This window comes from Phreatobacter sp. (assembly GCF_052440005.1).
Lineage (GTDB): Bacteria > Pseudomonadota > Alphaproteobacteria > Rhizobiales > Phreatobacteraceae > Phreatobacter.
This window is the reverse complement of record NZ_JBQVQL010000028.1, coordinates 1-22,257: the sequence shown is the minus strand read 5'-3', so window position 1 is coordinate 22,257 and position 22,257 is coordinate 1. Positions and strand designations below refer to the sequence as shown.

Below are 22,257 nucleotides of genomic sequence, written 5' to 3'. Positions count from 1 at the left end.
CGCCTCCGGCCCTCCCCGCTACAGGCAATGGGCGGGGAGCAGGACCGGCGCTCCGGTAAAGATGAGACCGCCGAGGCCCGCCAGCGCCGATATGAGGCCGACCCTGCGGAGGAATCCCGATTGGCCGAACCCGTCGCCGCGCCACAGCAGCAGGGCACTGAGGAGGGCGAGCGCCAAGAAGGCCAGCCAGGTTCCCACCAGGACCACCGACAGGAGGCTGACCGGGCCGAGCCGGACATCCGCCCAGCCGACCGCGCAGCCGAGTCCGTGGAGCCCGTAAAGGATGGTGAAGCCGGCCGCCCACAGGAGGAGGCCGGCGAGGACCCGCATCACCAGCGCCATGAGATCACTCCCGGTCCCGCGACGGCGATGATCACCACGACGGTTGCAAAGGCGGCATAGCCGCTCCACAGGGCGGCAACCCTCAGTTCCAGCGTGCGGGCGGCCGAGCCCCAGCCGCCGGCGAGCCGCGTGGCGACGAAGGCGAGCATGAGGCCGGCGACGACGAGGTGGACCACCGCATAGGCGAGGAGGACGGTCGTCACGGCGTCATAGGCGTGGGCGCCGGGCGCGAGGCCGCCGCGCCAGCCGAGAGCGAGAATCCCGGCGAGGGCAGCCGCGGTCGATGCTGCCGCGACGGCGGCGCTGCGCGCGGCGGCCGCCGTACGTCCGCTCCGGAGTGCGGCGAGCGCCCATCGGCCGGCCGCGAAGGCAATGGCCAGGCCGGCGAGCGCGACGAGGATGGCGACGACGGAGGGCGTCATGAGTCGCGGCGGCGGCCAGCCCGGGGCGACCGTCGCCAGGAAGGCGTAGCCGAAGATCAGCGACATGAAGAAGCTGGCGTCGGCGACGAGCGTGAAGACGCTGCCCCACCAGCCCGGTGCCTCTGCCGCCTCGTGATGCGTCGGGACCACCGCGCCGCCGCCGGTGTCCAGCGCGCCGATGTCCCGCTGCGCCCCGATCTGCGAGGCCCAGAGCCAGACGAGCGCGACGACCGCGAGGATCGGGAGGGGAGCCAGCCAGTAAAGACCGAACAGCATGGCGAGGAAGAAGCAGCCGGTGGCGAGGGCGGTGACGATGGGCAGCGCCGAATTGCCCGGCAGGACGATGATCTCGGTGACCTGGCCTGTCAGCATATGGACGCCCAGGCTCTCGCGCAGCCCGTCGCGCGGGGCTGGCAGATGCCCCTCCCCCGCCGCCAGACGGGCGGCGAGCCGCGGGTCGTCCTCGAGCGGCCGGCGGCCGGTGACCGTCGGCAGGCTGGCGAAATTGTAGGATGGCACGGGGCTCGGCATGGCCCATTCCAGCGTGTCCGCCTTCCAGGGATTGCGCGGCGCGCGGCGCCCGAACCACACCGCGAGGACGATGTCGATGAGCACCGCCGCGAAGCCGAAGGCCATGACGAAGCTGCCGAGCGAGGAGACGAAGTTGGGAATGTCCCAGCCGAGGCCTGCATCGTAGGTGAAGACCCGCCGCGGCATGCCGAGCAGCCCTGTCAGATGCATGACGAGGAAGGTGACGTTGAAGCCCACGAAGATGAGGCAGAAGGCGAGCACGCCGAGGGACGGGTTCGTCACCCGGCCGGTGATGCGCGGCAGCCAGAAATAGATGCCGGCCATCATGGGGAAGACGAAGCCACCGATCAGCACGTAGTGGAGATGCGCGGTGACGAAGGCGGTGTCGTGGACCTGCCAGTTGAACGGCACGATGGCGAGCATGACACCGGTGAGGCCGCCGATCAGGAAGATCGCGAAGAAGCCGGCGATGTAGAGCATGGGCAGGCGCAGCACCGGCCGCCCCGACCACAGCGTCGCCAGCCAGGCGAAGATCTGCACCACCGTCGGCACCGCGACGAGGGTCGAGGCGGCGGAGAAGAAGGCCAGCGCCAGGTGCGGGATGCCGGTTGCAAACATGTGGTGCACCCAGAGCCCGAAGCTGAAGAAGCCGAGGGCGAGGATGGAGCCGACGATCCAGCCGTAGCCGATCAGCGGATGGCGGGCCATGACCGGCAGCACCATGGAGATGACGCCGGCTCCGGGCAGGAAGATGATGTAGACCTCCGGGTGGCCGAACAGCCAGAACAGGTGCTGCCAGAGGAGCGGATGGCCGCCCTTGGCCACGTCGAAGAAGGGAAGGCCGAAGGCGCGCTCGAGCTCCAGGAGCGTCGAGGCGAGGATCAGCGGGGGGAAACCGACCACCATCATCAGCGCGGTGACGAGGATGTACCAGGCGAAGATGGGCATCCGCGACAGGCGCATGCCGTCGGCCCGCATCTTGAGGATGCTGACGGTGAGCTCGACCGAGGCGCAGACCGCCGATATCTCGACGAAGGTGATGCCGAGGAGCCAGACGTCGGCATTGATGCCGGGCGTGAAGGCGCGCGAGGCGAGCGGCGTGTACATGAACCAGCCGCCGTCGGGCGCGAGGCCCAGCGCCATGGCGGTGAGCAGGATGAAGCCGCCGAAAAGGTAGCACCACCAGCCGAAGGCCGAGAGGCGTGGAAAGGCGAGATCGCGCGCCCCCAGCATCTTCGGCAGCATGTAGAGCGCCAGGCCCTCGAAGAAGGGAATGGCGAACATGAACATCATCAGGCTGCCGTGCATCGTGAACAGCTGGTTGAAGATGTCGGCGCCGACGAAGGCGGAGCGCGGCGAGGAGAGCTGCGCGCGGATCATCATGGCGAGCACGCCGCCGATGGCGAAATAGGCGAAGGCGGCCATCATGAACCGCTTGCCGAGATCGCTGTGATTGACGTTGACGAGCATGCCGCGCAGGCCCGGCGGCGTTCTCCAGACGGCGTCGAGCGCCTGGTGGCGATGCAGTGCGTTCATGGCGTCCGTCCCGCGGTGAGGGCAGCCCAGGCCGCGGCGTCGTGGGCGACGACCGAGAAGACCATGGCGGTGTGGCCGGTGCCGCAGAACTCGGCGCAGACGCCGCGATAGGTGCCCGGCTGGTCGGCCCGCAGGATGATCCGGTTCCGCGAGCCGGGGATGGCGTCCATCTTGCCGCCGAGGCGCGGCACCCAGAAGCTGTGGATCACGTCGGTGCTCGTGATCGTCACCTCCACCGGCTGTCCGGCGGGAATGTCGAGCACGTCGGCGCGGGTGACGGCCCCCGCAGCGGCGGGACGGGTGAACTGCCAGCGCCACTGCTGCGCCTGCGCCTCAACCCGCAGCGTGGGGGTGACGCCGGCCGCAGTGATCCGCTCGCCGAGCCAAACCCCATAGACCGTGACCGCGGTCAGCGCGGTGAGCGGAAAGACGAGGCCGCCGCCGATCAGGAACAGCCGGACGGGAACCCTGCGGCCCGGAACGTCTTTGAAGGAGAGGGCGAAGAGCCCGATGATGACGAGGAACGACGGGACGGCGATGGCCATCAGCACGACGAAGATCTGCAGGATGCCGCCCGCGGCGGGTCCCGCGGGGTCGAGTGCGGAGAGAGGCCCGGCACAGCCGCCCGTTCCGGCAACGACGAGAGCGAGGACCGCGTGACGAGCAGCCAATCGAAGGGAAACAGCAGGGCGGCCGATCTCGATCCGCTGCACACGCGGCAGACCCTCGACGACAAGGAGACCCGCATCGCCATCTCGGGTCACCCGATCCACGCCATGCTGGTTGCCTTTCCCATCGCGCTGACTGTCTGCACGCTCGGGGCCGACCTGTTCTACTGGTGGAGCGGGGACGTCTTCTGGGCGCGGGCCGGCCTGTGGGCCATCGGCATGGGGTTCCTGATGGGGCTCGCCGCCGGCGTCTCCGGCACGGTGGAGCTGCTGCTGGTGCCGGGCATCCGCGCCCGCGCGGCGAGCTGGACCCATTTCACCATCGCGGTGGCGCTGCTCTCGATGATGGGTGCCAATTTCGGCCTGCGTCTTTCCGGCTACGAGCAGGCGGTGCTGCCCTGGGGGCTGCTGCTGTCGGTCCTGTGCCTCGGCTTCACCGGGCTGACGGGCTGGCATGGCGGCAAACTCGTCTTCGACTATCAACTCGGCACCGTCGGGAAGGGCAACTGACGGTTCAGCGGCGAACGCAGCCAATCCGGCACGAGGTCGGGTGAGATCACGGGCTTGGCGAGCACGACGACGAGGATGGCCGTCATCACCGCGAGGGCGGCAGCGAGGACGAGATAGGGGTGAACGAGCGGGCTGACCCGCCCCCTCTCGCCGAGTTCGACCACGCAATGGCCGAGATAGGTGTGGATCACCACCAGCACGCCGACGAAGCCGAGCTTGGCGAAGAGCCAGGGCTGGAACAATTCGCGGGCGAAGATCAGGCTGCCGCCGGCGATGGTGGCGACCACCGCCGCCGGGCTGACGCAGAGATTGTAGGCGTTATGGGCGAAAATCCGCATGCGCGCGGCCTTCGGCTCCGGCGTTCCGCGGTGGGAGCCGGTGAGCAGCAGCGGCAGGATGAGCAGGCCGGCGCACCAGATGGCGAGGGCCGCGATGTGAAGGAACTTCAGGAGGGCGATCATGCCTCCACCTCGCGCAGGGCTCCGCGCGCGGGCGCCAGGGCGAACAGTCCGTAGAGAAAGAAGGCGGGAACCCACATGAGGAGGCCGCCGAGTTGCTGGTCACCGAGGGGGGTGAGTCCCCATGCGACCGGTGCGACGGCATGGGCCTCGTAGAGCGGCTCCGGCGCGAGCGTCAGGACCGCGGCGAGCAGGCCCATCTGGCCGGCCCCCGCACCGATGGCGAGCAGGGCCCCGACGGGCTCAGCGCCGCGCAACACCGCGTGCCAGAACCAGGTGAAGGCGGCGAGCAGCGCAAGCTGCAGCAGCCAGAAGAGCAGAGAGTTCGCCAGGGCCGCTTCATAGACCGCGGGCACATGCCAGAGCCAGAGAACGGCGCTCGACGCGACGAGAGCGACGCCGGCCTTCGCACCCGGTCGCGCCGGGAGCGCGAGAGCAAGGAGAGGGGCCACCAGTGCCGTCAGCAGGACATGGTGGGCTGAGCGCGCGGAAAAGAGGGCCGAGGTCAGGGCGCAGAGCGGCGACACGAAGGCGACGACGAGGCCGAGCCACGCGGCCAGGAAGAGCAAGCGACCGTGCTCGGCCCGGCCGGTCCGGAGCCCGAGGAAGAAGAGAACCAGCAGGGCCGCGAGCAGGGGCGGATCGAGGTTCCAGCGTGTCCACAGGTCTGCGGGGACCGCGGCTACCCCGCAATAGGGGATGGGGGACGCTGCCCCCGTCACAGGCCCGCTCCCGGCCGTTCCGTCCGCGCTGTCGCCACTCGCCCTCCGTCGCCATCGCCTCGCGGGGGGTCAACGCGCGAGGCGTGCGTTCGGCCGGGCGACAGAAGGTCGCGGCAAAAAAAACGCGGACTGCCGCCGGATTGGGAACGCGGCAGGGGGACGGACGTTAGACGCCTATCCCACCGATGAGGAGAACGGCGATCATGTTCGAGAACCTCGGAGTTCTGCTTCCCGTCTGGCTTCTGGTGACGCCGCTGGTCGGCGCACTGATCGACTATGCGCGTACCCCCAACCCCACCGGGCGGCACATGACCGGAAGGGCCTAACCGGCCTGACGGTCAGCGATGGTGCTCACAGCCCCCAGTTGAGCACCATCGCACCCCGCTCCCGCGCCAATTCGACGAGCCCCGCCTGCGCCGCCGGATGCGGAAGTGCCAGGGGATGGCGCACAGCCGCCGAGGCGATCACTCCCCCCTCCTTCATCAGGATTTTCGCCGCCGCCAGCCCACACTGGCGGTTTTCGTAGTTGATGAGGGGCAGCCAGCGCTCGTAGGCGGTCTTTGCCGCTTCCCGGTCCCCCGCGAGATAGGGGTCGATGATCGTGCGGATGCCGTCGGGATAGCCGCCGCCGGTCATGGACCCGGTCGCGCCGGCGTCGAGATCGGCCATCAACGTGATCGCCTCCTCACCGTCCCACGGCCCTTCGATGGCGTCGCCGCCGAGTTCGAGCAGCGTCCGTAGCTTCGCCGCGGCCTGGGCGACCTCGATCTTGAAATAGGCGACGTTCTCGATCTCCCGCGCCAGCTTGGCCAGAAAGGCCGGCGACAGCGGCGTGCCGGCGACCGGCGCGTCCTGGATCATGATCGGGATGGAGATCGCCTGCGACACCTTCTGGAAGAAGACCTCGATGGCCGGCTCGCCCACCCGGAAGGTCGCGCCGTGATAGGGCGGCATGATCATCACCATCGCCGCCCCGAGGTCCTGCGCGCGGCGCGAGCGCTCGGCGCAGATGTGGCTGGCGAAGTGGGTCGTGGTGACGATGACCGGCACCCGCCCCGCCACGTGGGCGAGGACTGCCTGCATCACCGTCTCGCGCTCCTCGTCGGTCAGCACGAACTGCTCGGAGAAATTGGCGAGGATGCAAAGGCCCTGCGAGCCGGCATCGATCATGAAGTCGATGCAGCGGCGCTGGCCGTCGAGATCGAGGGTCCCGTCCTCGTGGAAGATGGTGGGCGCGACGGGAAAGACGCCGCGATAGGGGCGCGGATAGGCCATGGACGAAACTCCCTGATGGCCGCGCGTCCGGCGGCTCTGTTCTGGTTCCGGCAGATGCCGCCGGCGGACCGGCGGCATCTCTGTCGATGATCAGCGCGCCGTCGCCAGGGCGATGGCGAGGCGGCAGGCGTTCTGGAAGGCAGGGATGTCGACCCATTCGTCGACCGTATGCGCCTCGTTCTGGCCGGCGCCGAAGGTGACGGTCTGGATGCCGTGGAGCGTCAGGTAGTTGGCGTCGAGGCCACCGTTGACGAGGCGCGGATTGGGGGTGAGCCCGATGGCCTCGATCGCCTGGATGCCGCGCTGCACGACGGGCGCGCTCCGGTCGATGGCGAAGGAGTGGTACTTGCGCTGGCGCTTGAATTCGACGCGACCGGTCTTTCCCTCGCTGCTGACGAGGGTTGCGGCGGCCTTCTTGAAGGCGGCCTCGAAGGCGTCGGTGATGGCGTCGACGAAAGCCATGTCGTGGCTGCGGCTCTCGCCTTCCACATAGCAGTAGTCGGTGACGACGTTGGTGGCATCGCCCGCCCCGCGGCCGTCGCGACCCGCCACGGTGCCGACATTGCTGGTGCCGGCCTTGTCGCCCTTCACCACCTTGCCGAACCAGCCGCCGGCCTGGGCGTCGGCCAGCGCCATGGCGGCGATCATGCTGGCGGAGATGCCGCGCTCCGGCGCCACACCGGCATGGGAGGCACGGCCGAAGATCTCCACCGACCAGCCGTCGCCGCCCACCGCGCCGGTGACCACGTCGGCGGGGCGGGAGCCGTCGTAGTTGAAGCCCATCGCCACGGGGCCCACCATGTCGAGATCGATATAGCGGGCGCCCCAGAGGCCGCTCTCCTCGCGCACGCAGAACACGAGCACCAGCGGCGGGTGGTCGAGGTTCTGCCTCGCCAGCTCCGCCGCGAGCGAGACGAGAACGGCGCAGCCGGTGCGATTGTCGCCACCGAGGGCCGTGTCACCGCCGGAGACGATCTTGTCGCCGACGATGCGCGCCTTGGCGCCGGCGCAGAGCGGCACCGTGTCGAGATGGGTGGAGAACAGCAGCGGCTCGCCATTGCTGAGGGCGCCGCGGCCCGGGATCTTGACGATGAGGTTGCCGGTCTCGGTGGGGACGGGAATGCGTGTGTTGGCGTCGTCATAGGCGATGGCTTCGGCCGGGACGCCGGCCTCCACGAGGGCCTTTGCGACGTCCTCGGCGATGGCCTTTTCCTGGCCGGTGACGCCCTCGACGGCGAGGAAGCGCATCAGACGATCGAGCGCGGCTTCAGAATTGTGGGTGATCATGGGAGCGGAGCCTGCGGTGAACGAAGGGGGCATCATGCCGATCGCCGCGCCGAGGAACAGTGCGCCTGTGGCAAGGCCGCCCTGCCGCCGCCGGAAGCCGTCTAGCCCGTGATGGCCGCGCCGAGGCCGTCGCCGCTGTCGAAGGCGGCCTCGACGCGCGCGCCGATGCACCAGTCGCCGCAGGCCCCGATGCCCAGAGCCGGATCCCACAGGAAGGGCTTTCCAAGCGCCTCCTCGACGAGGGCGTACCGCCAGCGATGGGCGGCGGCATAGGCCGGCTCGGCGGTCGCGCCGGTGGCGGCTCGGAAGGCGCTGAGGAGGTGTGCCGCGACGGCCTCCTGCGTCTCCTCGAGATGGGCCCGCGACCACGCGGGCGTCGCATGGACCACGACCGTCGCCCTGGTGGCCTGCCGACCGGGCTTGCTGTCGTCGCGGGCGATCCAGCCGATGGCGGCGTCACCGGAGGGGCGCAGGCTCTGCGCCAGGTCCAGCGCGCCCTGATCGAAGGCCAGCATCAGCGCCCAACAGGGAGCGTATCGCACGCCGGCGAGGCCCGGCCAGACGACCCCGGCGCTGGTAGCGAGAGGCATGGCCTGCGGCGCCGGCACCGCGAGGACGACGCCCGCGAAGCCACCGTTGCCCTCGACTGCCGCCGGCCCATCGGCCGTCGACAGCGTCCAGCCGGCCGGGCCGCGGCCAAGCAACCGGATCTCCTGATTGCCGAGGACGGTGAGACCCGCCGCAAGGCCCTTGGGCAGAGCGCTCATGCCGGGCGTTCCGACATGGCCCTGCCCGGCCCACGGGGCCGCATGGCCCTCCGCTTCCAGCCCGGCGAGCGCCGCCGAGAAGATCTCACCGCGGGCGGTGACGAACTGGGCGCCATGGTCGAACTGCAGGTCGCCGAAGCGTCGCGTCGCCATGCGTCCGCCAATGCCGCGGCTCTTGTCGACGAGCGTCACCCGCCGCCCCGCAGCGACGAGCCGTCGCGCGGCCGCGATCCCGGCAATCCCCGCCCCGACGATCGCCCAGTGATCCTGCATGTCCGAGATCCCCCGCCGGTTCGCATGCGGCGACTTACGCCACGGGCGGCCCTTGCGATCAGTCCCGCAGCCGATCAGCCACGGAGAAGCGCGCCGTAGCCCTGGATGGAGGCCTCGAGGCCGGCTGCCTTCAGCGCCCGCCAGAGGCTCGCCTGGTTGGCGGTGACGACGGGACGGCCGAGGGCCTTCTCCAGCACCTCGATGACGGCGACGCAGCGCAGGCCTGTGCCGGCCAGGAGGATGGAATCGGCGTCCGGGGGGCATTCCCGTACGACCTGGTCGAAGAGCGAGCCGGTGTCCTGGTCCGTCGCCATGCCGGCGGGATAGAGACCGTCGGGCGCGATGCCGGTCCACTTCTCCAGCGGCCGATATCGCCACGCGGCAGGCACGCCGAGGCCGGCGGCGGCGAGATAGGCGACGGCGGAGGCGATGACGCCGTCGCTCATCCACGCCGGCATGACGAGAAACGGACGCTTCGCACCGAGGGCGGCGAGCGCCATTCGCATGTCGAGGCCGTTGGTGGTGGCCGTGGTGGTTCCCGGAAGCTCGGCCGAAAGTGCCGCGACCGCCGCTTCGTCCCAGCCGGGGCCGCCGATGAAGCTGCTCGAGGAATGGGCGAGGACGGCGACGTCAACCGCGATCGCCGCGAAGTCGCGGCATCCGCGCGCGAGATCGGGGGCGAGGGTGGCGCCGCTCCGGTCGGCGGTCCAGGGCGCCCAGGGCGAGGCGGCGGTGACGCGGGCGGCGTGGACCGAGACGCCGGCCGGGCGCATCGCCCACCACTCCGCCTCCGGCACGACCTCGCGTCCGACGACGAAGAGGCCGATGCGGGCGCGGTCGCCCCAATTGTCCACAGCGTTCATGAGGTCCCCCGGGCAGGTCTTGCTCCCACCCCTTACACCGGGGCCCCCTGGCGCCACAGCGGCCTTGCGCATGTTCCATCATGATGGAATGATCGTCCACCACCTGAGAATGGATGATCCGCATGCGGCTTCGCAGGCTTCCTCCTCCCCGCGACCGTCACACCGTCGAAGCGCCGCCGCCGCCTGTCGCTGCGCCGCGGCACAACGGCGGCCCGCCGCTCGACGATTACGAAGGGCCGTCCTGGGGCAAGGGCGACGCCCACCTGTTCCTCCACTGGAAACGGGCGCATCGCGCGGCCTGGAAGAGCGTCTCGGCCGACGTAATGCGGTTCCGCATGGAAAAGGCAGACCGGCTGGGCCTGACCTATGAGGAGTACACGCTCGAAATCCTCGAGCGGGGTCGATACCTGCAGGTCGAGGACGTGGAGCGCATCGCAGAGATCAAGGCGAGGCGGCGGAGGCGCCGGCGATCCGCATGACACGGTGGCGCGACACCCCCTTACGCCGGGACGCCCTGTCGTGGCAGCCTCGGCGATGGGAGTGCCCTCATGCCGATCTATTCCACCGCCATCTCCGAACTCGACGCCTTTGCTCTCGCCGACGCCTTCCGGCGGCGGACCCTGTCGCCCGTCGAAGCGGCCAAGGACGCCCTCGACCGGGCCGAGGCGAGCCAGGAGAGCGTCAACGCTTTCGCGCTGATCGACCGGGAGCGGACCCTCGGCTGGGCCCGCGAATCGGAAGCGCGCTGGGCGAAGGGCGAGCCGCTCAGCCCGGTGGACGGCGTCGGCGTGACGGTGAAGGACAACATGGCGGTGGCCGGCTGGCCCTCGCTCAAGGGCTCGAAGGTCGTCGCACGTGACCCCGTGACCTTCGACGCCCCGGTCACGGCGCGCTGCAAAGAGGCCGGCCTCGTCATCCTCGGCACCACGACCATGCCGGAATTCGGCTGGATCGGCCTCTCCTCCTCGCCGCTGACCGGCCATACCCGCAATCCGTGGAACGCCGAGCGCACCGCCGGCGGGTCGACCTCGGGCGGCGCGGCGGCCGCGGCCCTCGGCATCGGCCGCTTTCATCTCGGATCGGACGGGCTCGGCTCCATCCGCATTCCGGCCGCCTATTGCGGCGTCGCCGGCATCAAGGCCACCTATGGCCGGGTGCCGGCCTATCCGATCTCGGTGATGGGCGAGCTCGCCCATCTCGGCCCCATCGCCCGCGACGTGCGCGAGGTGGCCGCTCTCCTGACCATCCTGTCGGGCCCCGATGCCCGCGATCCAATGGCCTGGAACACGCCGGCGCCGGACTATCGCATCGGCCTCGACGAGGGCGTCAGGCGCCTGCGCATCGCCTATTCGCCGCGGCTCGGATTCGTGAAGAAGCTCGACCCGCAGGTGGAGCGGGCGGTGGCCGCTGCCGCCGCCACCTTCGCCTCCATGGGAGCCATCGTCGAGGAGGTGGATCCCCCAATCGGGGACCCCGCCCCCATCGCCTGGGACATCTGGAACGCCGGGGCGGCGCTGGCGCTCTCCTCCTTCAGCGCGGAGCAGCGCCGGGACATGGACCCCGGCCTCGTCGCCTGCGCCGAGACCGGCTCGCGCTTCTCGGCGGCCCAGCTCATCGACGCCCTGCTCTACCGGCGCACGAAGACCGTCATCGCGATGGCCGAGTTCTTCACCCGCTACGACCTGCTCATCACCCCGACCATGCCGACGGGGGCCATCCCGCTCGGGGCCGACCTGCCGCCGGCGGGCTTCGCCGGCCAGGAGTCCTGGGGGCCGCTGTGGACCGACTGGTGCCCCTACACGCCGCCCTTCAACGTCACGCAGCAGCCGGCGGGGACGGTGCCCTGCGGCCTCGACGGCGACGGTCTGCCGATCGGCCTGCAGATCGTCGGCTGGAAGCGGCAGGAGGCGACGGTGCTGAGGGCCATGCGGGCCTTCGAATCGGAGCGGCCGTTCGCGCGCGTCCCGATGTCGCACGCCCGCGCCTAAGTCTCAGTCGTCTGCACGGATTTTGCGCGACAGTTGCCTGCGCTTCGGGATTGACACCCTCGGACCAAGCGTCGTCTGATCCGACCTTCTCGCGGCCAGGGGTCGATCAGGGGTCAAACCCGGCTGCGGAGTTCCAGGGGAGAGTCATCATGAAATCCGTCAAACTGTCTCGCCGCACCGTGATGGCCGGCGCCGCTGCGGCCGGCGCACTGGCGAGTTCCAAGGGGGCTTCGGCCCAAGGCGCGGCCAATGTGCTGCGCGTCGTGATGCACTCGGATCTGCGCATCATCGACCCGATCTGGACGACCGCCTACATCGTCCGCAACTACGGCTACATGATCTACGACACGCTGTTCGCCCTCGACTCCAAGGGTCAGGTGCAGCCGCAGATGGTCGACAAGTACACGGTCAGCGACGACAAGCTGACCTACACGTTCACGCTGCGCGACGGCCTGATGTGGCACGACAACCAGCCGGTCACGACCGCCGACATCATCCCTTCCATCCGCCGCTGGGCCGCCCGCGATCCGCTCGGCCAGACCGTGATGGGCTTCATCGCGTCGATGGAGGCCAAGGACCCCAAGACCTTCGAGATCAAGCTGAAGGAGGCGACCGGCCTTCTCCTCTTCGCCCTCGGCAAGCCGTCCTCGAACGTGCCCTTCATGATGCCGAAGCGGGTCGCCGAGACCGATCCGAACACGCAGATCACCGAGTTCATCGGCTCCGGCCCGTTCATGTTCGTCCGTGACGAGTGGAAGCCGGGCGACAAGGCTGTCTACGCCAAGTTCGCCGGCTACAAGCCGCGCTCCGAGCCGGCCGACGGCTTGGCCGGCGGCAAGGTCGCCAAGGTCGACCGCGTCGAGTGGCGCGTGATCACCGACCAGCAGCAGGCGATCAACGCCCTGCAGGCCGGCGAGATCGACCTGATCGAGGCGCCGAGCCACGACCTTCTGCCGATCCTGAAGTCGGACGACAAGATCAAGCTGTTCAACTGGAACGTGCTGGGCAACCAGTACACCATGCGCTTCAACCACACGACGGCGCCGTTCAACAACCCGAAGATCCGTCAGGCTGTGCTCTACGCGCTGAACCAGGAGGACTTCCTGAAGGCGACCATCGGCGACCCCGAGTACTACAAGGTCTGCAAGGCCATGTTCGTCTGCGGCTCGCCGCTCGAGACGCTGGCCGGCATGGAAGACAAGCTGGAGTCGAACTTCGCCAAGGCGCGTCAGCTCCTGCAGGAGGCCGGCTACAACCGCGAGCCGGTTGTGCTGCTGCACTCCACCGACCTGCAGGTTCTCACCAACCTCGCCCCGGTCGCCAAGTCGCTCCTCGAGCGTGCCGGCTTCGTCGTCGACATGCAGTCCATGGACTGGCAGACGGTCGTCGCCCGCCGCGTGAAGCGCGATCCGCCGACCCAGGGCGGCTGGAGCGCCATGCTGACCTCGTGGGTTGCGGCCGACATCCTCAACCCGGTCATGGCCGGCTTCTTCAACGCCTCCGGCGACAAGGCGGCCTTCGGCTGGCCGACGGACCCGGAGATCGAGGCACTGCGCGCCCGCTTCGCCCGTGCCAACACCCCGGCCGAGCAGAAGCAGCTCGCCGAGGCGATCCAGCGCCGCGTGTCGGAAGCCCCGACCCACGTGCATCTCGGCCAGTGGTATTCGCCCGGCGCCCACCGCAACACCATTTCCGGCTGGCTCGAGGCCCCGGCTCCGGTGTTCTGGAACATCGAGAAGGGCCGCGGCGCGTAAGGAAATGATGACCGGCGGCCGGGTGCGTCCCGGCCGCCGCCTTTCCCTTCAGTCAGGCCTCACATTCCAATGTTGTCCTATATTCTCCGACGCCTTGCGGCGACCATCCCCGTATTGTTCACCGTCGCCGTGATGGTGTTCCTGATGCTGCGCCTGACGCCGGGCGACCCCGCCGCGATCATCGCCGGCGACAACGCCACCACGCAGCAGATCCTCGACATCCGCACCAAGCTCGGCCTCGAGCAGCCCATCCTGCAGCAGTTCTTCATCTGGCTCGGCGGCCTTCTGCGCGGCGAACTGGGCGAGAGCTTCTTCTTCCGCAAGACGGTGTTCGAACTCATCTCCGAGCGCATCGAGCCCACCCTCTCGCTCGCCTTCCTGACCATCGTCCTCGCCGTCTGCATCGCCATCCCGTTGGGAGTGCTCGCCGCCTACAAGCAGGGCACGTGGATCGACCGCATCGTCATGGGCTTTTCGGTCATCGGCTTCTCGGTGCCGGTCTTCGTGATCGGCTATCTCCTGATCTACATCTTCGCGATCAAGCTCGGCTGGTTTCCGGTCCAGGGCTACCAGCGCATCGGCGGCGGGATCTGGCCCTGGTTCCGCAGCCTCGTGCTGCCCGCCTTCACCCTGTCGGTGATCTACGTGGCGCTGATCGCGCGCATGACCCGCACCAGCGTGCTGGAAGTGCTGTCGGAGGATTACATCCGCACCGCCCGCGCCAAGGGTCAGACCGAAATGATGGTGCTGTTCCAGCACGCGCTGAAGAACGCCGCGGTGCCCATCGTCACGGTGGTCGGCATCGGCGTCGCCCTGCTCATCGGCGGCGTCGTGGTGACCGAGAGCGTCTATTCGATCCCCGGCCTCGGCCGCCTGACCGTCGACGCCGTGCTCGCCCGTGACTTCCCCGTCATCCAGGCGATCATCCTCGCCTTTTCCCTCGTCTACGTCCTGATCAACCTGCTCGTCGATCTGTCCTACACGATCTTCGATCCGAGGATCCGCTATTGACCGCCCCAGCATCCACCGAGCCGCTCGCGAGCGGCGACGCTCCCGCCGTCGCGGCTCCCGCAAAACCCACGGTCTGGCGCAAGCTCTTTCGCAGCCCGAGCGTGGTTATCGGCCTCTCCATCGTGCTCGTCATGGTGTTCATCGGCCTGATCGCGCCGCTGATCGCCACGTCCGACCCCACCGCCATCAACCCCGGCGCACGCAACCGCCACCCCATGGCCGAGAGCACCATGCGCCTCGACGACGGCACCCGGGCGACGGTGAAGCACTACATGGGCACCGACACGCTCGGGCGTGACGTGTTCTCCCGCGTCGTTTACGGCGCCCGCGTCTCCATCTTCATCGGCGTCGCCGTGGCGCTGCTGTCGGTCAGCATCGGCCTCGTCATCGGTATGGTCGCCGGCTACATCCGCTGGCTGGACGGCGTGATCATGCGGATCATGGACGGGCTGATGGCCATTCCCGCCATCCTGCTCGCCATCGCCGTGGTGTCGCTGTCACGGGCCGGCATCGTCTCGGTCATCATCGCCATCGTCGTGCCGGAGGTGCCACGCGTCGTGCGCCTCGTCCGGTCGGTGGTCCTCTCTGTGCGCGAGGAGCCCTATGTCGAGGCGGCGGTGGTTTCCGGCACACCGACGGTCAAGCTCGTCATCCGCCACATCCTGCCCAACACGGTGGCGCCGCTCATCGTGCAGGGCACGTTCATCTGCGCCTCGGCGATCCTGGTGGAGGCGATCCTGTCCTTCCTCGGTATCGGTATTCCGCCGGACGTGCCGACCTGGGGCAACATCATGGCCGAGGGGCGCCAGCTCTTCCGCATCTTCCCCCACAACATCCTCTATCCGGGCATCTTCCTCGCCCTCACGGTCCTCGCCGTGAACATGCTCGGCGACGGCCTGCGTGACACGCTCGATCCGAAAATGGAGAAGCGCGGATGAGCGCCCCTATCCTCGACATCAGGAACCTCACGGTCGAACTGCCCAAGGGCGCCGACCGCCGGAACGCGGTGGAGGACGTTTCCTTCGCCGTCTACCCCGGCGAGATCGTCTGCGTGGTGGGCGAATCCGGCTCGGGCAAGTCCGTCTCGTCCCACGCCGTCATGGGGCTCCTGCCCAAGGGCCAGCTGAAGGCCACCGGCGGGCAGATCCTCCTCGAGGGCGAGAACGTCCTCGAGGCCAGCGCCAGCCGGCTGCGCGACCTGCGCGGCACGCGCATGTCGATGATCTTCCAGGAGCCGATGACGGCGCTGAACCCGGTCGTCACCTGCGGCGAGCAGATCGACGAGGTGCTGCGCATCCACACCAGCCTCGGCGCCAGCGAGCGCAAGGAGAAGGTGCTGGCGGTGATGGATTCGGTGCGCCTGCCCGATCCCTCCAAGATGTATGACGCCTATCCGCATCAGCTCTCGGGCGGCCAGCGCCAGCGCATCATGATCGCCCAGGCCCTGGTGCTCGACCCCGTCCTGCTGATCGCCGACGAGCCGACCACGGCCCTCGACGTGACGACCCAGGCGCAGATCCTCAAGCTCATCGCCGAGATGCAGGAGCGCCGCGGCACCGGTGTCCTCTTCATCACCCACGACTTCGGCGTCGTCGCCGAGATCGCCCACCGCGTCGTCGTCATGCAGCGCGGCAAGGTGGTGGAGACCGGCACGGCCACAGAGGTGCTGACCAAGCCGCAGCATCCCTATACCCAGATGCTGATCAACGCCGTGCCGACGCTCACCCCGCCGGTGCGGGAGGAGCGGACCGGCGAACTGGCGCTGGAGACGGTGAAGCTCTGCAAGGTCTATGGCGGCGGCGGCTTCTTCCAGAAGAAGCGCGAGGTGCGCGCCGCCTCCGACGTCGAGATCCGCGTCCGCCGCGGCGAGACGCTCGGCATCGTCGGGGAATCGGGCTCGGGGAAGTCGACCGTCGCCCGCTGTATCGCCCGGCTGATCCAGCCGACTTCGGGAGGCATCGTCGTCAGCAACATCGACATCGCCAACCTGCCCGAGCGACAGCTCCGGCCGCATCGCAAGCACTGCCAGATCGTCTTCCAGGACCCGTACCGCTCGCTCAACCCGCGGCGTTCGGTGGGCGCCTCGATCATCGAGGGGCCGATGAACTTCGGCATGAGCGAGGCCGACGCCATCGCCAAGTCCCGCGACCTGATGAAGCTCGTCGGCCTGTCGCCCGATGCCCTCGACCGCTATCCGCACCAGTTCTCGGGCGGGCAGCGCCAGCGCATCTGCATCGCCCGGGCGCTCGCCATGGAACCGGAGATCCTGATCGCCGACGAGGCGGTCTCGGCTCTCGACGTGTCGGTACAGGCGCAGGTCCTCGACCTTCTCGACGACGTGCGCAAGAAGTTCGACCTCGCCGTGCTCTTCATCACCCACGACCTCAGGGTGGCGGCGCAGATCTGCGACCGCATCGCGGTGATGCAGAACGGCGTGGTGGTCGAACACGGCAAGACCGCCGACATCTTCGCCGCTCCCCAGCACGAGTATACGCGGGCGCTGTTCGACGCCGCGCCGGGCCGGAACTTCCAGTTCGCACGGGTGGCCTGACAAACGGGCGGCGGCGTGGGATCATCCCGCATGATCCGCGCCGCCGTCTCGCTCCTCATCCTCGCCCTGGCCGCGCCCGTCCAGGCGCAGGGCATCGACCCGTCCATCCTGCGTTCGCTTGCCGGAACCTGGCTCGTCGCGCCGGCGAACGGCGAGCCCGGCTGCCGCATTACACTCGGGACCGACACCTCCATCGGCGGCTACAGCCTGACCACGGCGCCGGACTGCGCCCGGCGCGTGCCGGCCATCGCCGATGCGGCCGCCTGGCACCCGATGGAAGGCATCAGCCTCATCGGGCCGACGCGGCAGACACTGCTCAAATTCCGCGAGAACGAGGACGCCAGCTACTCCGCCATGGAGCCCGAGCCGGGCTTCGTCCTTGTCCGCGCGCCCGATGGCATCGACCGCGTGCCGAGCGCCCGCGACGCCTTCGGCGACTGGGTCATGCGCCGGCCAGGCGGCGAGATCCTCTGCCGGGTGCACCTCTCCGACCGCCCGCCTCCCGGCGGCCAGGAGAGCTATGCGGTGCGGGTGACGTCCCAGGGCTGCCAGGCGGCGGTGACGCGGCTGAGGCTGGCCTCCTGGCGCATCGAGGCGCCGAAGCTGGTGCTCTACGGCCTCGACGGCAACAGCCTCTCCTTCCTGCTGACGGCCGGCGGCTTCGCCAAGGATCCGGCGGAGGGCGGGCGCCCCCTCGTCCTCGAACGGGCGCGCCGGCCATGAACGGCCCGCGCCTCACCCCCGAGACGCTCGCCCGGCGCATCGCCCAGGGCCGCGGCGCGGGCGAGGCCGACCTCGTCATCCGCAACGTCCGCCTCCTCGACCTCGTCACCGGCAATCTCTTCGTCACCGACATCGCCATCTGCGGCGACACCATCGTCGGCACCTATGGCGGTTATCGGGGGCTGCGCGAGATCGACGGCCGCGGCCGCATCGCCGTGCCCGGCTTCATCGACACCCATCTCCATGTGGAGAGCTCGCTCGTCACGCCGATGGAGTTCGACCGCTGCGTCGCCCGCCACGGCGTCACCACCGCCATCTGCGACCCTCACGAGATCGCCAACGTGCTGGGACCCGCCGCCATCGCCTACATGCTGGAGGGCGCCGGCCACACGGTGATGGACCTGCGGGTGCAGCTCTCGTCCTGCGTGCCGGCGACGCATCTGGAAACGGCCGGAGCGCGGCTCGGCGTCGAGGATCTCGTCGCCTGGCGCGACCATCCGAAGGTGATCGGCCTTGCCGAGTTCATGAACTTTCCCGGCGTGATCCACGGCGACGGCGAATGCCTCGCCAAGATCGCCGCCTTTTCCGACCGGCACATCGACGGCCACGCGCCGCTGCTGGTCGGGGCCGACCTCAACGGCTACATCGCCGCCGGTATCCGCACCGACCACGAGACGACGACGACCGACGAGGCGCTGGAGAAGATCCAGAAGGGCATGACCGTTCTCATCCGCGAAGGGTCGGTGTCGAAGGACCTGCATGCCCTCGCCCCCCTTCTGACGGTCGCGACCTCACCCTTCCTCGCTTTCTGCACCGACGACCGCAACCCGCTCGACATCGCGGAGGAAGGCCATCTCGACTTCCTGATCCGCACCGCCATCAGCCTCGGCGTGCCGCCGCTCGCCGCCTACCGCTCCGCCTCGCTGACCGCCGCCAACGCCTTCGGCCTCAGGGATCGCGGCATGATCGCGCCCGGCAAGCGCGCCGACATCGTCCTCCTCGACGACCTCGAGGCCTGCGCCGTCTCCGACGTCGTCGCCGGCGGGGTGCTGGTCGGGCCCGAGGCCTATGCGGGCCGGCAGCCGGTCGGCCCGGTCGGGCTCGACAGCATGAAAGCCCGGCGCGTCACCGCCGAGGATTTCCGCGTGCCGGCGCGGGGGAGCAGCACCCCCGTCATCGGCGTCATTCCCGGCAAGATCATTACCCAGCACCTCGCCATGACCCTGCCAGTCGTGGGCGGCGCCCTGCAGCCCGATCTTGACCAGGATGCGGTGAAAGTGGCGGTCGTCGCCCGCCACGGCATCAACGACAATATTGGCCGCGGCTTCGTCCACGGCTTCGGCCTGAAGCGCGGTGCCATCGCCTCCTCCGTCGGCCACGACAGCCACAACATCTGCGTCGTCGGCGTCGACGACGCAGACATGGCGGTAGCGGTGAACCGACTGGTCGCCATCCGCGGCGGCTTCGTGGTGGTGGAGGGCGGCCGGGTCCTCGCCGAACTCGCCTTGCCCATCGCCGGGCTGATGAGCGACCGCCCCTTCGAGGAGCTGATCCAGCCGCTCAGGGACCTGCGCGCCGCGGCGACCGGCCTCGGGGTCGTCCTGGCCGAACCCTTCCTGCAGGTCGCCTTTTTGCCGCTGCCGGTCATCCCGCATCTGAAGATCAGCGACCGTGGCCTGGTCGACGTCGACCGCTTCGAACTGATCGGGTGATCGCAGGAAACGGGTGCAGAGATCGGGTGTCGGGCAGGCTCCGCCCCTGCCACGAGAGGTCATGGAGACTCTCCCCATGACCGAGACCACCTCGCCCTCCCCCTTCGCCCGCCTGCTCGCCACGGCGGGCCTCGTTCAGGCCGCCGACCAGATCGCGCTCGCCGCCCTCCCCGTCACAGCCGTCCTCGTGCTCGGGGCGGGTCCGGGCCTCGTCGGCGCGCTGGTGGCGGCGCAGACCGCCGCCTGGCTGCTCGTTTCGCTGCCCGCCGGCGTGATCGTCGACCGGCTGCCGCGCCGGGTCGTGCTGCTCGCGGCGCTCGCCCTCAGCCTCGCCGGGGCGCTGGCAGCCCTCGCCGCCGCAGCTCTCGGCCACGTGCCGCTGCTTGGGGCCGCCGCCTTCCTCTCGGCGGCAGGCACGGTGACCTTCGTCCTCGTGCAGATCGGGCTGGTGCCGGAGATCGTCACCACGGCGGGGCTGCCGAAGGCCAATGCGCGGATCGAGCTGATGCGGGCGACGGCGAGCACCGCCGCGCCCTTCATGGTCGGCTTTCTCGCCACGCGCCTGTCGCCGCTCGCCGGCTATCCGCTGGCGGCGTGCCTCGCCCTCGCCGCTCTTCTCTGCGCCGCGACCCTGCGCTTCGAGGCGCGGCCGGCTCCTGCCGCAAGGCCCCCCGTTCTTACCGCCATCGCCGAGGGGGCCCGCTTCGTCGCCGCCGATCCGCTGCTGCGCGCCATCGGCCTCTGCGCCATCTTCTGGAACTTCGCCTTCATCGCGCTGCTCGCCGTCTTTGTACCGTTCGCGCTGACCCGACTCGGCACCGATGCGGCCGGCGCCGGTCTCGCCCAGGGGATCAACGGGCTCGGGATGGTCGCGGGCGCGGCGGTCGCGCCCTACGTCTTCGCGCGGGTCCAGCCGCGCGCCGTGCTGCTGTTCGGCCCGCTCTCCTCGGCGCTCGGGGCGGTGCTGATGGCGCTTTCGCCGGCCCTCGGCGGCCTCGCCACGGCCGCCATCGCCTTCGGCCTGATCGGCTTCGGCCCCATGCTCTGGCTGGTGATGCAGACCTCGGTCCGCCAGATCGTGACGCCACCTGCGCTGATGGGGCGCGTCACCGCCACCATCCAGGTGGCGATCTACGGCGTGAGGCCCCTCGGGGCGCTCGCAGGGGGCGGAGTCGCGGAGTTTTTCGGCCTGGAAGCGGCGCTCGGCCTGGTGGCGGGGGCCTTCGCGCTCTCGGCGCTGGTCTCGCTCGCCTCGCCGCTCGCCCGCCTTGCGACCATGCCGGCTCGCGCGTCGGCGGCAAGCGGGCTATGACCATCTGGCGCTTGGCGGTGCCTGCCCTATACCCTAAGACACCGCCATCATTCGCTTGAGGATCATGTCCATGGCCGTCGCCGCGCTCACCCCCGCCTCCGGCTCCTACGTGAAGGACAACGAGGAGTTCAACTGGGAAGACCCGCTGAACCTCGACGGGCTCCTCACGGAAGAGGAACGGATGGTCCAGGAGACCGCCCGCACCTATTGCCAGGAAAAGCTGCTGCCGCGCGTCACCTCCGCCTTCCTCGACGAGCGGTTCGACCGCGAGATCATGACGGAAATGGGCGAGCTCGGCCTCCTCGGGTCGACGCTGCCGTCCGAATATGGCGGTGCCGATCTCGGCTACGTCGCCTACGGGCTCATCGCCCGCGAGGTGGAACGCGTCGATTCGGGCTATCGGTCGGCCTGCTCGGTGCAGTCCTCGCTCGTCATGTACCCGATCTATGCCTACGGCTCGGAGGAGCAACGCCGGAAGTACCTGCCGAAGCTCGCCTCCGGCGAGTGGGTCGGCTGCTTCGGCCTGACCGAGCCCGATGCCGGCTCCGACCCGGCGGGCATGAAGACGCGCGCCGTGAAGGTGGACGGCGGCTACATCCTCAAGGGCTCGAAGATGTGGATCACGAATTCGCCGATCTCGGATCTGGCGGTGGTCTGGGCCAAGACGGACGAGGCCATCCGCGGCTTCGTCGTCGAGCGCGGCATGAAGGGTTTCTCCACCCCGAAGATCGAGGGCAAGATCTCGCTGCGCGCCTCGATCACCGGCGAAATCGTGCTGGACGACGTGTTCGTGCCGGCCGAGAACATGCTGCCGAACGCCAAGGGCCTGTCGGGTCCCTTCGGCTGCCTCAACCGCGCCCGCTACGGCATCGCCTGGGGCGCCATGGGCGCTGCCGAGGACTGCTGGCACCGTGCCCGCCAGTACACGCTCGACCGCAAGCAGTTCGGCAAGCCGCTCGCCGCCACCCAGCTCGTGCAGAAGAAGCTCGCGGACATGCAGACCGAGATCACGCTTGGCCTGCACGGCGCGCTGCGGCTCGGCCGGCTGATGGAGGACCATTCCTTCGCGCCGCAGGCCATCTCGCTGATGAAGCGCAACAATTGCGGCAAGGCGCTCGACATCGCCCGCATGGCGCGCGACATGCACGGCGGCAACGGCATCTCGGCCGAGTACCACGTCATCCGCCACATGGTGAACCTCGAGACGGTCAACACCTACGAGGGCGCCCACGACGTGCACGCGCTGATCCTCGGCCGCGCCATGACCGGCATCCAGGCCTTCTTCTGAGCCCCGGCGGTCTTTCGACTGACGCAGAGCCCGGCCATTGCGCCGGGCTCTTGCTTTTGGGGCAGTCGTGATCAGTGGAACGTGCCGCGTCTCCCAGTACTGGGCTGTTGCGGCGGACTCGCGCGCCGCCCGTCACCCCCGGCGAGGCCGAAGGCGTGCTGCCGCGACGGTACAGCCGTCACCGCCGCTGCGGGCGGGCGTTGGGCTCAGTCTGGATCGAGGTCAGATAGGCGACGATGGCCGCGGCACGCTCGGCCGAGAAGG

General features: G+C 69.4%; 21 protein-coding genes. 12 read left to right on the top strand and 9 right to left on the bottom strand.

The window, feature by feature from the left end; genetic code table 11:
* Nucleotides 1–18 precede the first annotated feature (18 nt).
* Genes ACT6XY_RS09175 through ACT6XY_RS09165 form a run of 3 tightly spaced genes read right to left on the bottom strand, consistent with a single transcriptional unit; the run spans nt 19 to nt 3,502 of the window.
* Nucleotides 19–342 (bottom strand): hypothetical protein, encoded by a 324-nt coding sequence (locus ACT6XY_RS09175; RefSeq protein WP_444748030.1) that lies wholly within the window; start codon nt 340–342, stop codon nt 19–21.
* Complete coding sequence (ctaD, locus tag ACT6XY_RS09170; protein WP_444748029.1) at nt 330–2,831, bottom strand: cytochrome c oxidase subunit I; 2,502 nt, start codon at nt 2,829–2,831, stop codon at nt 330–332. The genes ACT6XY_RS09175 and ctaD overlap by 13 nt, the downstream gene beginning before the upstream one ends.
* The gene (locus tag ACT6XY_RS09165; protein ID WP_444748028.1) at nt 2,828–3,502 is read right to left on the bottom strand and encodes a cytochrome c oxidase subunit II; all 675 of its coding nucleotides are present in this window, start codon (nt 3,500–3,502) and stop codon (nt 2,828–2,830) included. Before ACT6XY_RS09165 ends, ctaD begins: the two co-directional genes overlap by 4 nt.
* On the opposite strand from ACT6XY_RS09165, the gene ACT6XY_RS09160 reads away from it, so the two are divergent.
* The gene (locus ACT6XY_RS09160) at nt 3,488–4,009 is read left to right on the top strand and encodes a DUF2231 domain-containing protein (RefSeq protein ID WP_444748027.1); all 522 of its coding nucleotides are present in this window, start codon (nt 3,488–3,490) and stop codon (nt 4,007–4,009) included. The two genes, ACT6XY_RS09165 and ACT6XY_RS09160, sit on opposite strands and share 15 nt — an antisense overlap.
* Here the strand turns inward: ACT6XY_RS09160 and ACT6XY_RS09155 are convergent.
* Together ACT6XY_RS09155 and ACT6XY_RS09150 are read right to left on the bottom strand one after the other, a co-directional pair.
* Nucleotides 3,979–4,470, bottom strand: a complete 492-nt coding sequence (locus ACT6XY_RS09155) for a CopD family protein (protein WP_444748026.1) — start codon at nt 4,468–4,470, stop codon at nt 3,979–3,981. The genes ACT6XY_RS09160 and ACT6XY_RS09155 overlap by 31 nt on opposite strands.
* Nucleotides 4,467–5,189 (bottom strand): cytochrome c oxidase assembly protein, encoded by a 723-nt coding sequence (locus tag ACT6XY_RS09150; protein ID WP_444748025.1) that lies wholly within the window; start codon nt 5,187–5,189, stop codon nt 4,467–4,469. Before ACT6XY_RS09150 ends, ACT6XY_RS09155 begins: the two co-directional genes overlap by 4 nt.
* Before the next feature lie 203 nt (nt 5,190–5,392).
* Between ACT6XY_RS09150 and ACT6XY_RS09145 the strand changes: the two genes are divergently transcribed.
* On the top strand, nt 5,393–5,515 hold the full coding sequence (locus tag ACT6XY_RS09145; RefSeq protein ID WP_444748024.1) for a hypothetical protein: 123 nt from the start codon (nt 5,393–5,395) through the stop codon (nt 5,513–5,515).
* 25 nt (nt 5,516–5,540) lie between these two features.
* On the opposite strand, the gene ACT6XY_RS09140 is transcribed toward ACT6XY_RS09145, so the two are convergent.
* The 4 genes from ACT6XY_RS09140 to ACT6XY_RS09125 form a co-directional block, all read right to left on the bottom strand.
* Nucleotides 5,541–6,464: a dihydrodipicolinate synthase family protein gene (locus ACT6XY_RS09140; protein WP_444748023.1), complete on the bottom strand. Its 924-nt coding sequence runs from the start codon at nt 6,462–6,464 to the stop codon at nt 5,541–5,543.
* A 90-nt stretch (nt 6,465–6,554) separates the two neighbouring features.
* Nucleotides 6,555–7,751 (bottom strand): M20/M25/M40 family metallo-hydrolase, encoded by a 1,197-nt coding sequence (locus ACT6XY_RS09135; RefSeq protein ID WP_444748022.1) that lies wholly within the window; start codon nt 7,749–7,751, stop codon nt 6,555–6,557.
* A gap of 101 nt (nt 7,752–7,852) precedes the next feature.
* Entirely contained in the window at nt 7,853–8,791 is a 939-nt protein-coding gene (locus ACT6XY_RS09130) for an NAD(P)/FAD-dependent oxidoreductase (RefSeq protein WP_444748021.1), read from the bottom strand.
* Nucleotides 8,792–8,865: 74 nt separating this feature from the next.
* Complete coding sequence (locus tag ACT6XY_RS09125; protein ID WP_444748020.1) at nt 8,866–9,654, bottom strand: maleate cis-trans isomerase family protein; 789 nt, start codon at nt 9,652–9,654, stop codon at nt 8,866–8,868.
* A gap of 113 nt (nt 9,655–9,767) precedes the next feature.
* Between ACT6XY_RS09125 and ACT6XY_RS09120 the strand changes: the two genes are divergently transcribed.
* The 10 genes from ACT6XY_RS09120 (at nt 9,768) to ACT6XY_RS09075 (ending at nt 21,993) form a co-directional block, all read left to right on the top strand.
* On the top strand, nt 9,768–10,133 hold the full coding sequence (locus ACT6XY_RS09120; RefSeq protein ID WP_444748019.1) for a hypothetical protein: 366 nt from the start codon (nt 9,768–9,770) through the stop codon (nt 10,131–10,133).
* 69 nt (nt 10,134–10,202) lie between these two features.
* Nucleotides 10,203–11,642 (top strand): amidase, encoded by a 1,440-nt coding sequence (locus ACT6XY_RS09115; RefSeq protein WP_444748018.1) that lies wholly within the window; start codon nt 10,203–10,205, stop codon nt 11,640–11,642.
* Nucleotides 11,643–11,791: 149 nt separating this feature from the next.
* The gene (locus tag ACT6XY_RS09110) at nt 11,792–13,396 is read left to right on the top strand and encodes an ABC transporter substrate-binding protein (protein ID WP_444748017.1); all 1,605 of its coding nucleotides are present in this window, start codon (nt 11,792–11,794) and stop codon (nt 13,394–13,396) included.
* Between the two features lie 69 nt (nt 13,397–13,465).
* Entirely contained in the window at nt 13,466–14,407 is a 942-nt protein-coding gene (locus ACT6XY_RS09105; protein ID WP_444748016.1) for an ABC transporter permease, read from the top strand.
* On the top strand, nt 14,404–15,345 hold the full coding sequence (locus ACT6XY_RS09100; RefSeq protein WP_444748015.1) for an ABC transporter permease: 942 nt from the start codon (nt 14,404–14,406) through the stop codon (nt 15,343–15,345). The genes ACT6XY_RS09105 and ACT6XY_RS09100 overlap by 4 nt, the downstream gene beginning before the upstream one ends.
* Nucleotides 15,342–16,958 (top strand): ABC transporter ATP-binding protein, encoded by a 1,617-nt coding sequence (locus ACT6XY_RS09095; RefSeq protein ID WP_444748014.1) that lies wholly within the window; start codon nt 15,342–15,344, stop codon nt 16,956–16,958. The genes ACT6XY_RS09100 and ACT6XY_RS09095 overlap by 4 nt, the downstream gene beginning before the upstream one ends.
* Before the next feature lie 30 nt (nt 16,959–16,988).
* Nucleotides 16,989–17,681, top strand: coding sequence for an AprI/Inh family metalloprotease inhibitor (locus ACT6XY_RS09090; protein WP_444748013.1), 693 nt, complete (start codon nt 16,989–16,991; stop codon nt 17,679–17,681).
* Entirely contained in the window at nt 17,678–19,393 is a 1,716-nt protein-coding gene (gene ade / locus ACT6XY_RS09085) for an adenine deaminase (protein WP_444748012.1), read from the top strand. The genes ACT6XY_RS09090 and ade overlap by 4 nt, the downstream gene beginning before the upstream one ends.
* Before the next feature lie 76 nt (nt 19,394–19,469).
* Nucleotides 19,470–20,705 carry an MFS transporter gene (locus ACT6XY_RS09080; RefSeq protein WP_444748011.1) on the top strand — a complete coding sequence of 412 codons (1,236 nt, stop codon included), beginning with the start codon at nt 19,470–19,472 and terminating at the stop codon, nt 20,703–20,705.
* Between the two features lie 70 nt (nt 20,706–20,775).
* On the top strand, nt 20,776–21,993 hold the full coding sequence (locus tag ACT6XY_RS09075) for an acyl-CoA dehydrogenase (protein WP_444748010.1): 1,218 nt from the start codon (nt 20,776–20,778) through the stop codon (nt 21,991–21,993).
* The last annotated feature ends 264 nt before the right edge of the window (nt 21,994–22,257 follow it).